The sequence below is a fragment of the Bradyrhizobium sp. Y36 genome (assembly GCF_002531575.1).
Taxonomy (GTDB): Bacteria; Pseudomonadota; Alphaproteobacteria; order Rhizobiales; family Xanthobacteraceae; genus Bradyrhizobium.
The window spans coordinates 302,686-316,004 of the sequence record NZ_NWTI01000005.1 but is presented as its reverse complement, the minus strand read 5'-3'; the positions used below and the strand labels follow the sequence as shown (position 1 = coordinate 316,004).

Sequence of the window (13,319 nt, the reverse complement as noted above, 5' to 3'; positions counted from 1 at the left end):
ATCGGGCGGACCTTGGTCTCGTGCCCGGGTACAGCGCAGCACTCCCGGCGATGCGTAGCGTCGTCCGGAGTCGTACGCTGCAGAGCCGGGGCGTGTTCGGCAGCGCAGGCTGTGGCTCCCGGGTCCGGTTCTGCGCTGCAACGCCTCGGCGTCGCAGCTTGTCCGGGACGGGAGCGGTGGGCGGCGCCAACCGGCGCGGCCCTCAGGCGCTCTGGGCGGTCTTCACCACCACGACATTGCTGTCGTCGTGCTGGGCAGGACCGTCGCCTTGCACTGTCTTGTCGGTCTCTGCGGCGTGACGTTTCAGATAGTCGCGGCGCATGCCGATCTCGTCGCGGACGAATTCGTAGCCCAGCTTGAAGGTGTCGAGCCCGTCGGTACTGATCGTGCCGTCTCTGAGGCCGATGACGGCACCGCGCAGGATGCCCTCCAGCTCGTCCTGGAGGCATTCCAGTTGATCCAGCGAGTGGGCGTGCTCGATCCGCTCGCCGATGTCGAGGATGGCGGTGGAAAGCTCGCTGGCCTTCTCGGGCGCGATGCGGGTGATCTTGGCGTAGATCGCCGCGAAGATCGAGCCGATGACGCTGAGCGCGGCGGCGCCCAGATACATCAGGTCGCTGTACTTCTCCATGAACGACTTGGTGTCGTCGTTGATGTAGTCGGCCGCGCCCTGGTGCGCCATCACGAAGGCGTCCTTCTCGACGGAGGCCGGCTCGATCCTGGTGGCAAAGCCGTTGTCGAGCCCAAGCGCAGGCTTGTTCTCGTAGACGATGCGGGCGAGCTCGCCTGCCGTGGTCGGCGACATCCTGGATTGGGCGACCAGCAGCCATTCGAGCCCGATCGTGTCGAGATCGTCGTCCGGAATCTGCGGCGAGGTCGACAGCGTGCCTGCCGTCAGCGTCTCGCTGGAGATGCCGGGAAGCCTGCGCGCCAGCGCCTTGGCTTCGTCGATCGCGTTGAGCGTGAAGCCGCCGCGCTTCGCGACCTGCTCGTAGCCCTTGTCCCGCACCGCCCTGGAAGCGTGGACGACGGCGATCACCGCGCCAAAGCCGTTCGACGGTGCGAACAGCCTGTCGAGCGTTGCGCCCTGCGGCGCCATCTGGATCTTGGCGGCGTCCGGGCCGTCGGGGATGTCGAGGATGCTGCGGACGAAGGCGAGGGAGGCGTCGTTCTCGGCGACGACCGCGATCTTCTTCTTCTTCAGCTCCGCGATCGACTTGATCTTCTTGTTGCCGGGGCCGAGCAGAAGCACGAGGTCGTGCTCGAGGATCGCGAGCGTGCGCGCCCGCAACGGGACCTTGGCGTCGGTGCGCAGGACGGCGAGATCGGCCTGCTTGCGGTCGAACTGCGCGAGCGCCTTGGCGCTGTCTGCGTTGTTGACGATCTTGATCCGGAAGCGCGAGGCGTTGACGTTGAGCACGGCGGCAAGCTTGGCCGCGAACAACGCCTCGTCGCTGTTGGGAGCGCCGACGGCAAAGATCAGCGTTTCCGAATTGTGCAGCAGGGCACGGCCGCCCCAGACGGTGGCGAGCGACAACAGCAGGGTCAGCACGACGTAAAGGAAGACCTGCTGTTGATTCGTCTTGATCACCTTCGGTCGCCGCGGCGGCGGCTCGGTCGGTGATGACACGGGGCCTTCAGTACTCATGGCAGCACTCTGGCCTTAATCTCAGTTGGCGGGTGGCTCGCGAATGTGATCGCGGCGCGCGCCCTTTAATTCGTAAACGTCTGAAAAAAGAACGATATTCTCTGGCGGCAATGATAGCGCGAAGGTCGCGGAATGCAAATTTCGAGCCGGCGGTAACCTTACGCGACACGTCCGCGGCGATTGGTCGTCCTATCACCGGTTGGCCACACTTGGCGATTTTCCGGTTCCCCCCGGCTGCATTCCGCCGCGGGAGGTGTCATAAATCGCGCGTCCCGGCGATTTGACCGGTCCAGAACCGGTCCAAGAAGAAGTTGCGCTGAACGCTCCAATTTTTCTTGTCACGTCAATGAGGGCGTCAGCCTTGTCGTTTCCACCCATGTCATCGGCGATTCCGGTCGAAGCGCTCATTGGCTGGATGTTGCTGCTCACCTTCAAGCACATCATCGCCGATTTCGTCCTTCAGACCGCCTGGATGGCGCATGGCAAGGACCAGAAGCACGGCTGGGCCCTGCCGCTTCTGGTGCACTGCCTGGTTCACCTTGCAGTTGCACTGCCGTTGATCCTGATCGTGGCGCCGAAATTCTGGTTCGTGGCGCTGATCGACTTCGTGATCCACATCACGATCGACCGCGCCAAGGGACTCGTCTCGGCCAATTTCGGGGTCGACCTGGCGCATCCCTGGTTCTGGACCTTGATCGGTGTCGACCAGGCTCTGCACCACCTCACCGGCTTTGGGCTCTCGATCTTCATGGCGGCGAACTGACCGCTGGCTGCCCTTTTCGTGGGGCAATTCTTCATCGGTACCAAGGATCGTCACGCCCGCCCTTGTCCCGGCTGCGCGGCCGAAGCCGCTTTGGCGCGGCGAAGGCCCGGGCGTTCTTCGTGCGTCTTGGTTGTCCGTGAATGGCCGGGACAAGGCCGGCCATGACGCCGTGGCGGCCCTGGTGCGTCACGCTCCAACCGGCGCGGTGGTCGCCGGGATTCTCACCGGCCGGCTCCGATTCGCGGGAGACGCACAAGCACCCCGGGTGACTACCGCCCAGGGTGGTTAACCTTTCGTTAGAGAATTGCGCTGCATCTTCCGTGAGACGAGGGAGAACTGCAATGTTTTCAAGCCGAGATACCTTTGAAAGCGATTTCTGCCCGGTCCGCGACGAGCTCCTTGGCGAGATGTATCGCGCCAGCGAGAGTGGCCTGCCGAGGCTGGTTGAAAGTGTTTCCCCTGACGCACGCGCCAGGCTGGCGCTGTTCTGCTATCGCCGCAGCCATCTGCATTCGCTGGCGGTCGCGATCGCAGGGAGCTGCAACGAGCGCGACCTGATCGAGAACGGCGGCCGCGTCGGCTCGACGCTTTACGCGCTGGCGCGCGAGAGCACGGCGAAAACCTCGCCGTCGCTGTCGGGCGGGCGCAAGCCGATCACGCTGTCGACCAAGCCGCTGTCGGTGCTCGCACCGCTGGACGACGAGATCGACGACGAGATCAGCGAAGCGATTCCGGCCTAAGCGTTAACGATCACGGGCAACCCGAACTTCCGCCGCGCCATCGCGCATTCGGCATCGCCCGGCATGCAGGTGCGGCACACCTCCGGCCGCACGGCATAGATGCCGCAGGCGGTCGCTTTCCCGATTTCCCCCTGCAAAGCCGAGCAGCGATCGCCCTCGCACCGCATGCCGGATTGACGCGCATTGACGAGCGCCTCCGGGATGGCTGCAAGCTCTTCGTCGCTCTCGACCGAGAAGCGCGGCCAATTGGCCGAATAGCCACAGCACGCGCCGCAACTCTGGCAATAGCTCGACGGATCGGTGGGGACGTCTTCCTGCATCCTCGTCACGTGTCCTTTGGCGGGCCCCAGACCAGGCTCTGCCGCCATCGGGCGCGCAGCACGTCGCGACGCTCCGGATATTTCTCGTCGAGATAGTTCGCGTCCACCACGCGGTCGGTGCGGAAGCTGCGGAAGTCGCCGCGCAGTTCGCACCAGGCCGCGAGCAGCCGCACGGCTTCGAGATAGCCGACCGAGATCGGCCAGATCATGCGCTCGCTGGCGCGGCCCTGCTCGTCGCGATAGCGCAGCATGATCTTCTTGCCCTCGTGGATCTGCGTGCGGGTGCGCACCATGTCCAGGCGGTCCGGCTCCCTGTTCCAGCTCGGGCGCGCGCGGCTCGCCGGCTCCAGCACGAAGGGACGCAGGCGCTCAGGCACGGTGTCGGCGATCTTGGCCATCAGGTCTTCGGCCGCGCGAGCCAGCGCCGAGTCGGCGTGGCCGGCGACCCATTGCGCACCGAGCACCGCCGCTTCGATCTCGTCGGGTGTCAGCATCAGCGGCGGCAGGTCGAAACCCTTCTCCAGGATGTAGCCCATGCCGGCTTCACCGCGGATCGGCACGCGCTGGCCGATCAGCGTGGCGATGTCGCGATAGATCGTGCGTTTCGAGGTCTCGAGCTCGGCCGCGATGGCATCCGCCGTCAGCGGCTTACGTGTGCGTCTCAGCACCTGGATGATCTGAAACAGCCGGTCGGCGCGTCTCATGACAATTCTCTTATCGGTGATCTTTTCAGAACGTGGCGCGCGGCTGCTGACAGGATGTTGGCAGCAGGGGAGTTCTATACCGGGACAACACAGCGACTGAAGAGGATTTGTCCATGATCATTCCAACCCATTTCGGCCCGGCCATTCCGATGCTGCGGGCACAGGCGTGGTCCGTATCGGTGTTCGGCCGTCTCGTTTCGCTCGATCTCATGGCCGTCGACCTCCGGTTTGCTCTTGCCAGCGCGATGACAGGCTCGCTGGTTCGGGCCGCCGACGCGCTGGTCCGCCACGTGATGTGCCGCGCCTGGCGAGGGGCTCGCTTCGCAGAAGATATCACGACTGCTGCCACCATGGTGGCAGCAGCCGGTCACTAGGTTCCCCAAACTTTCGAGAGGTCCAGGAGAGATCGCATGATCACGCTTTACGGCTTCGGCACCGGCTTCGGCCTGCCTGAAATCAGTCCCTTCGTCACCAAGACCGAGGTGCAACTCAAGATGGCGGGACTGCCCTACCGGAAGGAGCGGGCGATGCCGCCGGCCTCGCCCAAGGGGCAACTGCCGTTCATCGACGACGGTGGCGAGGCGGTGGCCGATTCCACCTTCATTCGCGCCCATATCGAGCGCCGCTACGGTTTCGATTTCGACGCCGGTCTGTCATTGGCCGAGCGGGCGCAGGCCTGGGCGTTCGAACGGATGATCGAGCATCACGTCTATTGGGGACTGGTCGGCGCCCGCTGGGTCGATCCGGTCAATTTCGCCAAGGGCCCTGCGCATTTCTTCGACGGCGCGCCGGAGCACAATCGCGAGAAGCTGCGCGAGGATGCGCAATTCCGCGTCGCCGAGAACTATCTGCTCTCCGGGCTCGGCCGCCATGGGCCCGACGACGATGTCGACCTTGCCGTGCGCTCGCTGTTCGCGCTGTCGGTGCAGCTCGGTGACAAGTCCTATCTGATGGGCAACAAGCCCTGCGGCGTCGACGCCACGGCCTTCGGTATGCTCGCCGGCATCCTCACGCCGTTCTTCGAATCGGCCCTGCGCGAGCGCGCCGAGGGGTTTCCGAATCTCACCGCCTACGTGGATCGCATGATGGACAGCTATTATCCCGAGTTCGCCTGGATCCCGCAGCGGCAGGCGGCCTAGCGGTCATCTGAAAACAAAAGAGCCGGCCCATAGGGCCGGCTCTCGTCATCTACGTCTCGCGCGCGCTTACTTCACCAGCGAGTACTTGCCGTCCTTCACCGTCAGCAGGATGCGGGCGCGCTCGTCGACGCCGTAGCGGTCCTTTTCGGTGAAGTTGTAGACGCCCTGGCTGGCCGCGAGGTCCTTCTCCGACAGCAATGCCTGGCGGATCGCTTCGCGGAATTCCGGCGTGCCGGGCTTGGCCGTCTTCAGCGCCACCGGAATGATGCGCTTGAGGATCTCGAACGCATCGTAGGAATGGCCGGCGAACTGGCTGCGGCTGTTCGGGCCGTACTTGGCCTCATAGGCCGCGTTGAGCGCGAGGCCCGGCTTCTTGGTGAGCGCGCTATCCGGCTGATCCTCCGGATCCATCACGGGGCCCGAGGCCATCAGCACGCCTTCCGCCGCCTTGCCGGCGATGCGGATGAAATCCATGCTGGCGGCGCCGTGGGTCTGGTAGATCAGGCCCTTGTAGCCGCGCTCGCGCAGCTCGGTCTGCGGCAGTGCGGCGGCGGTGCCGGAAGCGCCGACCAGGATCGCGTCGGGATTGGCGGCAACGAGCTTCAGAACCTGTCCGGTCACCGAGGTGTCGGGACGGGCGAAGCGCTCCTCGTCGACGATGGTCATGCCCATCGGCACGGCCTGCGCCTTCAAATCGTTGAACCAGAGGTCGCCATAGGAGTCGGAATAGCCGATATAGCCGAGCGTCTTCACGCCCTTGGCCTTCATGTGGTCGTACAGCACCTTGCCGACGATCGGAATCGGCTGCGGCATCGCCACCGACCACTTCATGCGCTCGGGCGTGATCGGGAACGGCGCGAGGCCGAAATGCGGGATGCCGGCTTCGTTGGCGACGTTGGAGACCGCGATGGTCGGCGGCGTCAGCGCCGAGCCCATGATGATGTCGGCCTTGGATTCGGTCACGAAGCGTCGGGCGTTGGTGGTCGCGGTGGTGGGATCGCCGCCGTCGTCGAGCACGATCACCTTCAGTGGCACGCCGCCGATTTCCTTCGGCACGAATTCGAGCGCGTTGCGCTCGGGAATGCCGAGGGCTGCGCCCGGGCCGGTCGTGGTGGTGGTGATGCCGATGGTGACTTCGGCGGTCTGGGCCAGCGCGGGCAGCGCCGGCAAGGCAAGCGTTGCCGCCGCGATGGCGGCGGTCAGGTAAAAGCGTTTCATGTATTCCTCCCTTGACGTGTTTCTTTGAAAGCAGAAATCGGGGGGTAATTCAGCCCCCTCTTTTGGTGATGCGGCGATTTAGCTTCCCGTGAATTTGGCTACCATTTCCGCCGGGAATGGTGCCGATTTCAGCTTGTCGGGGTTAACGGGATCGCGGCCGACCAGGACGCGGGTCTCGAACCCCTCGATCGCCAGCGCCTCGCCCTTGTAGACGTTGTGCTTCACCTCGAAGCTCGAGCGCTTGATGCTCTCGATTCTGGTCTCGATGGTGATCCAGTCGCCATAGGTCGAGGGGATGTAGAACTTGGACCGCGTGTCGACCATGGGGATGCCCACCAGGCCGTATTTGCGGACCAGGTCCTGCTTGGAGAAGCCGGCGACCTCGAACAGGGTCGAGGTCGAATCGTCGAACATCGCGAAATAGCGCGGGTAGTAGACGATATTGGCGGGGTCGCAATCACCCCACTGGATCTGGACCTCGCGCCGGTTCACGAACATGCGATTGTTGCCTTACTTCGGCGCCATGCGCAGCGAGCCGTCGAGGCGCACCACTTCGCCGTTGAGGTACGAATTCTCGACCATGTGCAGGGCGAGCGCGGCGAACTCGTCGGCGTTGCCGAGCCGGCGCGGGAAGGGGATCGCGGCGGCGAGCGAGTCCTGGGCTTCCTGCGGCAGGTTCGCCAGCAGCGGCGTCAGGAACAGGCCGGGCGCAATGGTCAGCACGCGGACGCCGAACTGCGCCAGCTCGCGCGCGATCGGCAGCGTCATGCCGACGATGCCGCCCTTGGAGGCCGAATAGGCGGATTGGCCGATCTGGCCGTCATAGGCGGCAACCGAGGCGGTGTTGATGATGACGCCGCGCTCGCCGGTCGCCTGCGGCTCGAGCTTGGACATCTCGGTCGCGGCAAGGCGCAGCATGTTGAAGGTGCCGATGAGGTTGACCTTGATCACCTTGTCGAAGTCTGCGAGCGCCATCGGGCCGTCGCGGCCGACCACGCGCTTGGCAACGCCGATGCCGGCGCAATTGACCAGCACGCGCGGTGCGCCAACGGCCTTGATCGCCTGCGCGATCGCAGCTTCAGCGGAAGCGGCATCGGAGACGTCGCAGGTGATCGCGACACCCTTGATGTCGGCGGCGACGGTTTCGGCAAGCTTGGCATTGAGGTCGAACACCGCGACCTTGGCGCCCTGCGCCGCCAGCTTTCGCGCGGTGGCCGCCCCCAGTCCCGATGCGCCGCCGGTGACGATGGCTGCCTGATCCTTCAACAACATGGCGTTCTCCTGGTGCGGTGATTTTCTTATCCGACCGATATCACACGGTTGGACGGATTGGCAGCGTAGAGCTCCTCGATCAATTCGGTGCGGTGCTCGAGCACAGCGCGCTGGTTGATCGAACCCTTGTCGGTGACCTCGCCCTTGTCGATCGAGAGCGGCGTGTCCATCAGGATGGCGCGCGTGATCCGGGTCGAGGAGCCCGTGGCCTGGCCGAGGAAACGGGTCAGGCGCTCGCGGAAGGCTTCGCGGACCAGCCGGTCGCGCGTCGCAACGAGGAGATCGTCGGTCGGCAGCGTCGGGTTGATCAGCCGGCAGCCGTCGAGGTCGAGCACGACCAGCGCGGAGACCTCGTCACGGTTGATGCCGGCAATGACGACGTCGCGTACCAGCGGTGCGCAGGCCGCCGTGAGGCGCGCGCGTAAGGGGCCGACGCTGACCCAGGTGCCGCTGGCGAGCTTGAAGTCTTCACCGACACGGCCGTCGAAATCGAAGCCGGCGTTGAAATCGTCGGGATCGGCGGGCTTGAGCGCGTCGCCCATCTTGTAAAATCCTTCCTCGTCGAAGGATTTTGCGGTGATATCGGCTTGGCGCCAGTAACCGGGCATCACGTTCGGTCCCTTGGCGCGCACTTCCAGCTTGCCGTTGTTCGGCACCAGCTTGGCATCGTTGCCGGACACGGGAAGGCCGACATGGCCGGATCGGCTGGTGCGCGGATTGACCGACATGAAGAACGGCGCGGTCTCGGTCGCGCCGAGACCGGTCAGCATCGGCACACGATAGCCTTTTTCCTTCACCGCGAGCTCGTCGAGGCTGTCCCAGATGAACGGCGAGAGCGCGGCGCCCGAGAAGAACATCGCGTGCAGGCGGTCGAAGAACTTTGCGCGCAGGCCCTGATCATCGCGCAAATAAGGCAGCAGCGATTCATAGCCCTTCGGCACGTTGAAATAGACCGTCGGCGAGATCTCCTGGAGATTGCGCACCGTCTCCTCGATGCCGCCGGGCATCGGCTTGCCGGCGTCCAGATACATCGAGCCGCCGTTGTAGAGCGTCAGCCCGATATTGTGGTTGCCGCCAAAGGTGTGATTCCACGGCAACCAGTCGATGATGACGGGCGGCTCGTCCTTGAGGAAGGCGAGCGTCTCGCGCAGCATCACCTGGTTGGCGCAGATCATGCGCTGGGTGTTGATGACGGCTTTCGGATTGCCGGTCGAGCCCGAGGTCAGCAGGAATTTCGCGATCGTGTCGGGGCCGATCCTGCCGTGGACGTCGTCGAGATCGCTGCGGATCGGCGTTGCCATGAGATCGGCGAGCAGGGTGACGTCGCGGCCCGGCACGCGGCCATAGGATGCGGCGATCTCGGTGCCGAGCGAGACGTTGGCGGCGAGCGCGTCGGCGAACTTGTCGGCGTCCTCGGCGAAGACGAGGCCGGGCGTCAAGAGCTTCATCAGATAGGACAGCTTGCCGTAATCCTTCGACACCAGCGAATAGGCCGGCGACACCGGGCAGAACGGAATGCCGGCATAGAACGCGCCGAACGCGAGCAGGGCGTGGTCGATCGAATTGCCGGAGAGGATGACGACCGGCCGCTCCGCCGACAGGCCGCGCGCGATCAGGCCGGATGCGATGTGCCGGCTGGCGACCAGCAGTTCGGCATAGCTGATCTTGCGCCAACCGCGGCCGCCTTCGCGCTCGGCCATGAAGACGCGGTCCGGCGTGGTGTTGGCCCAGTGATGCAGGCGGTCGGTGATGCGGACCGGATAGTCGCCGAGCGGCTGCGTCGGCCGGAGATAGATCGTACCGTCGTCGCGGCGTTCGATGTTGACGGCGGGATCGCCGAACGAAATGGGCCGCAGCGGGAAAGTGCTCGCGCCGCGCTCCATGCTGGAAGAGGACGGCTGCGCGCTCATGATTTCGGCTTTACCTTTGCGGTCTTGTGTTCGAGGAATTCGCGGATCCTGCGCTTCGCTTCCTTGTCGCTCTGCGCGACGGTCGCCATCAGCGATTCCATCAGCAGGCCGGTCTGCGGATTGGCCTCCGCGATCATCGGCAGCGCCTGGAGCACGGCGAAATTTGTCAACGGCGCGTTGGACGCGACCTTGGTCGCAAGCTCCATCGCCTTGCCGAGAGCGTTGCCGGCTTCCGTCACATATTGCGCGAAGCCGTAGGAGGCGCCTTCGGTCGCGCTGTAGACGCGGCCCGTCAGCATCATGTCCATCATCCTGGCGACGCCGATCAGCCGCGGCAGCCGCACCGAGCCGCCGCCGCCGACGAAGATGCCGCGCTGGCCTTCCGGCAGCGCGAAATAGGTCGAGGGTTCGGCGACGCGGATATGCGCCGAGCACGCAAGCTCGAGCCCGCCGCCGATCACCGCGCCCCTGAGCGCCGCGATCACGGGCACGCGGCTGTACTGGATGCGGTCGAACACCCGGTGCCACATCTGGGAATGGAGCAGCCCGCCGGTGGCGTCATGCTCGGTCAGCTCCGAGAGATCGAGGCCCGAGGAGAAATGGTCGCCGATGCCGTGGATGACGACCGCGCCGATGTCCTCGGGCAGGGACGCAAAACACTCGCCGATCTCCAGGATGATGCCGTCGTTCAGCGCATTGCGCTTGGCCGGCCGGTTCAGACCCACGGTCAGAACCCGGTCCGCCCTCTCGATCCGGAGCAGCCCGGAGGCACCCGCGTTCGCGGTATCGGCGTTTCCCTGTGTCATTTGCGTCCTTATCAGAATAGTTATGTTGTATAACGAATTCCGGTGGAGTCAAGGACGGAGGGCGGAATGCTGCTCCGCACACAATGTCGCCCTGCCTGGTGCGCAGTCGCTCACTGGGCGCAGGGACTCATATCCCAAGGAAGAATTTGGCGGTGACTCATTGTTCGGTACTCCGACCGCCGGCAATTGATCACGCGGTATGGGTCCTGCGTTCGCAGGGACGACGAGTGGAGAGCGTTGAAAGGCTGCCGCCCTTCACATCACCTGATGGACATCGATCACCACCCGATCGGCGTGGCGCGCGGCCGAGCCGACAAAGATGTGCTCCATCAGCCAGCGATACTTCTCATGCCCGGTCTCGAATTTCGGCACGGTCCGGAAATAGATCAGCTTGGGATCGACAGGCTCGCCGCGCTTGAGCTTCTGCAGCAGCTCGACCGGGCCGAACCGCATGCCCTTGTTCTCGACATAGACGACGGCGCCGTCGTCGGTCTCGAAGGCGTATTTCGCCTCCAGGTCGATCAGCTCGTTGGGGCGGATGGTCTGGAAGTCGGCGCCGAATGGCAGCACCTTGCCTGATATCGCGCCGCTCACCTCGCCGCCGAGGATCGGGATGATGCGGCGAACGCCGATTCCGGTCTCGCCGGCGGTGACGACGTCGCCGATGCGGGCGGTGATGGTGAAGACGTATTTGGTTTCGAGCGTCGGTGCGGTCATCGCTTCACCTCGTCAATTCGCCATCATGCGCGCCGGCAGCCAGGTCGCCAGCAGCGGGAAGGCGATCAGGATCACGAGGCGGATCAGGTCCGTGACCACGAAGGGGATCACGCCCTTGAAGATCGTGGAGAAGGAGACGTCCTTCACCACGCTCTTGATGACAAAGACGTTCATTCCGACCGGCGGGTGGATCAGGCCGAGCTCGACGGTCATCACGATGATGACGCCGAACCAGATCGGGTCAAAACCCAAATGCGTGATCACGGGGAAGATGATCGGCACGGTGAGGATGATCATCGCCATGGCGTCCATCAGGCAGCCGAGCACGAGATACATCACCATGATCAGGGCCAGCACGCCGTAGGGGCCGAGACCGAGGCCGGTGAGGAATTCCGTCACCTTTTGCGGCGTCTGCGTCACCGTCAGGAAGTAGCCGAAGATCAGCGCGCCGATCAGCACGGTGAACACGGCAGCCGCGGTGCGCGTCGCCTGCAGCAGCGAAGCCAGGATCTTCTCGCGGTCGAGCCGGCCCGTGACCACGCCGATGATGAACGCACCCGCGGCGCCGACGCCGCCGGCTTCGGTCGGGGTGAAGCGCGGCAGATAGGGCAGGCCGTAGAGGCCGCCGATCACGAAGATGAACAGCAGCACAGGCGCCCAGATCTCCTTCAGGCCGGCAAAGCGCTCGCGCCACGGCGTCGCCTTGCCCTTGGGCAGGAAGTCGGGCCGGAAATAGCCGATCAGGAAGATCGTGATCATGTACATGGACATCGCCAGGATGCCCGGAATGATGCCGGCGATGAAGAGCTTGCCGATGTCCTGCTCGGTGATGATGCCGTAGACCGCGAGCACCGTGGAGGGCGGCAGCATCGCGCCCAGCGTGCCGCCCGCCGCGATCACGCCGGTGGCGAAGGACTGCGGATAGCCGAACCGGCGCATCTCGGGATAAGCGACGGCGGAGAAGGTCGCGGCGGTTGCGACCGACGAGCCGCAGATCGCGGCAAAGCCGCCGCAGGCACCGACGGTGGCGATGCCGAGGCCGCCGCGCAAATGTCCGACGAAGCCGTTGGCCGCGCGGAACAGCTCGCGGCTCATGCCGGAGTTGGACACGAACGAGCCCATCAGCAGGAACATCGGGATGACGCCGAAGGTGTAGTCGGTGACCGTCCGCATCGAGGTCTGGCCGACCAGCTTCAGCGCGGCATTGCCGTTGACGAGATAGGCGAAGCCGGAGACGCCGACGAGGCCCATGGCCATGCCGACGGGCACGCGCAGCAGCATGAGGACGAATAGGGAAACGAAGCCGATTAAGGCGACGGCATCGGTGCTCATGATTACTCCGTCGCCTTCAATTTGGGGTCGTGCATGTCTTCAGGATGGAAAATCAGCCGGTAGGTGCGGATCGCGATCAGCAGCACGGCGGCCGCGTCGCCGATCCACGCGATCGCGAAGAACGGCCAGGTCGGCATGTGCATGTCGAAGGTCTGGACGTTGTCGTTGTAGGTGCCGCGGACCTTGTCGAACAAGGTCCAGGTCTGCACGGTCACCACGAACAGCAGAACCAGCGTCGCGAACACGTCGATCCAGCGCTGATGGCGCGGCCCGACATTGCCCCAGACGAGGTCCACCGTGATGTGGGTGCCGCGATAGGAGGTCGCCGCGATGCCCCAGAAGATCAGGATGCCGAGCAGCATGCGGCCGATGTCGAAGCTGTCGGGGATTGAATAGTTCAGCGTGTTGCGGAGCAGCACCGACAGGAAGATGTCGAGCGCGACGATGCCGACGAAGCCGGCCGCGATCCATTCGATGGTGTCGATGATGCGGTCCATCCAGGAGCGTTTCGTGGGATGTGTCTGGTCCAATGCGGTCATACCCGATCTCGGCTTTGGCGATGGTCGTTCGCCTATCCCCGCGTGCGGGGAGAGGCCGACACGCGAAGCGGGGCGGGTGAGGGAGACTCTCCGCGAGTAGATCTGCTCGCGTCCCCGCGGAGACCCCCCTCACCCCAATCCTCTGCTCGCAGGCGGGGAGAGGGGGAAGAAGCGCAGCGCGCTCCTCACCTTCAATCCGCTTGCAAAGCAA

Annotated in this window: 15 protein-coding genes; 4 read left to right on the top strand and 11 right to left on the bottom strand. The window is 64.6% G+C overall.

Annotated features, from left to right (window positions below):
- Positions 1–202: 202 nt before the first annotated feature.
- The gene (locus tag CO669_RS12235) at positions 203–1,648 is read right to left on the bottom strand and encodes a TAXI family TRAP transporter solute-binding subunit (RefSeq protein ID WP_097660043.1); all 1,446 of its coding nucleotides are present in this window, start codon (positions 1,646–1,648) and stop codon (positions 203–205) included.
- Between the two features lie 415 nt (positions 1,649–2,063).
- Between CO669_RS12235 and CO669_RS12230 the strand changes: the two genes are divergently transcribed.
- Positions 2,064–2,411: a DUF3307 domain-containing protein gene (locus CO669_RS12230; protein WP_018458457.1), complete on the top strand. Its 348-nt coding sequence runs from the start codon at positions 2,064–2,066 to the stop codon at positions 2,409–2,411.
- 341 nt (positions 2,412–2,752) lie between these two features.
- Positions 2,753–3,151: a hypothetical protein gene (locus CO669_RS12225; protein WP_097660041.1), complete on the top strand. Its 399-nt coding sequence runs from the start codon at positions 2,753–2,755 to the stop codon at positions 3,149–3,151.
- Here CO669_RS12225 and CO669_RS12220 read toward each other — a convergent pair.
- Entirely contained in the window at positions 3,148–3,471 is a 324-nt protein-coding gene (locus CO669_RS12220; RefSeq protein WP_198963969.1) for a YkgJ family cysteine cluster protein, read from the bottom strand. The two genes, CO669_RS12225 and CO669_RS12220, sit on opposite strands and share 4 nt — an antisense overlap.
- A 5-nt stretch (positions 3,472–3,476) precedes the next feature.
- Positions 3,477–4,175, bottom strand: a complete 699-nt coding sequence (locus CO669_RS12215) for a helix-turn-helix transcriptional regulator (protein WP_097660039.1) — start codon at positions 4,173–4,175, stop codon at positions 3,477–3,479.
- A 113-nt stretch (positions 4,176–4,288) separates the two neighbouring features.
- On the opposite strand from CO669_RS12215, the gene CO669_RS12210 reads away from it, so the two are divergent.
- Together CO669_RS12210 and CO669_RS12205 are read left to right on the top strand one after the other, a co-directional pair.
- Positions 4,289–4,549: a hypothetical protein gene (locus tag CO669_RS12210; RefSeq protein WP_097660038.1), complete on the top strand. Its 261-nt coding sequence runs from the start codon at positions 4,289–4,291 to the stop codon at positions 4,547–4,549.
- Between the two features lie 36 nt (positions 4,550–4,585).
- Positions 4,586–5,314, top strand: coding sequence for a glutathione S-transferase family protein (locus CO669_RS12205; RefSeq protein WP_097660037.1), 729 nt, complete (start codon positions 4,586–4,588; stop codon positions 5,312–5,314).
- 66 nt (positions 5,315–5,380) lie between these two features.
- Here the strand turns inward: CO669_RS12205 and CO669_RS12200 are convergent, their stop codons facing one another.
- From CO669_RS12200 to CO669_RS12165, 8 genes are all read right to left on the bottom strand, one after another.
- Complete coding sequence (locus tag CO669_RS12200) at positions 5,381–6,532, bottom strand: ABC transporter substrate-binding protein (protein WP_097660036.1); 1,152 nt, start codon at positions 6,530–6,532, stop codon at positions 5,381–5,383.
- Between the two features lie 78 nt (positions 6,533–6,610).
- Complete coding sequence (locus tag CO669_RS12195) at positions 6,611–7,030, bottom strand: acyl-CoA thioesterase (protein ID WP_063200585.1); 420 nt, start codon at positions 7,028–7,030, stop codon at positions 6,611–6,613.
- Between the two features lie 12 nt (positions 7,031–7,042).
- Positions 7,043–7,804 (bottom strand): SDR family NAD(P)-dependent oxidoreductase, encoded by a 762-nt coding sequence (locus CO669_RS12190; protein ID WP_097660035.1) that lies wholly within the window; start codon positions 7,802–7,804, stop codon positions 7,043–7,045.
- Between the two features lie 26 nt (positions 7,805–7,830).
- Positions 7,831–9,714, bottom strand: a complete 1,884-nt coding sequence (locus CO669_RS12185; protein ID WP_097660034.1) for a feruloyl-CoA synthase — start codon at positions 9,712–9,714, stop codon at positions 7,831–7,833.
- On the bottom strand, positions 9,711–10,520 hold the full coding sequence (locus CO669_RS12180) for a crotonase/enoyl-CoA hydratase family protein (protein ID WP_097660033.1): 810 nt from the start codon (positions 10,518–10,520) through the stop codon (positions 9,711–9,713). Before CO669_RS12180 ends, CO669_RS12185 begins: the two co-directional genes overlap by 4 nt.
- Before the next feature lie 255 nt (positions 10,521–10,775).
- Positions 10,776–11,237, bottom strand: a complete 462-nt coding sequence (locus tag CO669_RS12175; RefSeq protein WP_097660032.1) for a DUF3237 domain-containing protein — start codon at positions 11,235–11,237, stop codon at positions 10,776–10,778.
- Between the two features lie 12 nt (positions 11,238–11,249).
- Positions 11,250–12,569 carry a TRAP transporter large permease gene (locus CO669_RS12170; protein WP_097660031.1) on the bottom strand — a complete coding sequence of 440 codons (1,320 nt, stop codon included), beginning with the start codon at positions 12,567–12,569 and terminating at the stop codon, positions 11,250–11,252.
- A 2-nt stretch (positions 12,570–12,571) separates the two neighbouring features.
- A complete protein-coding gene (locus tag CO669_RS12165; protein ID WP_097660030.1) occupies positions 12,572–13,108 on the bottom strand; it encodes a TRAP transporter small permease in 537 nt (178 codons plus the stop codon).
- Positions 13,109–13,319: the final 211 nt, after the last annotated feature.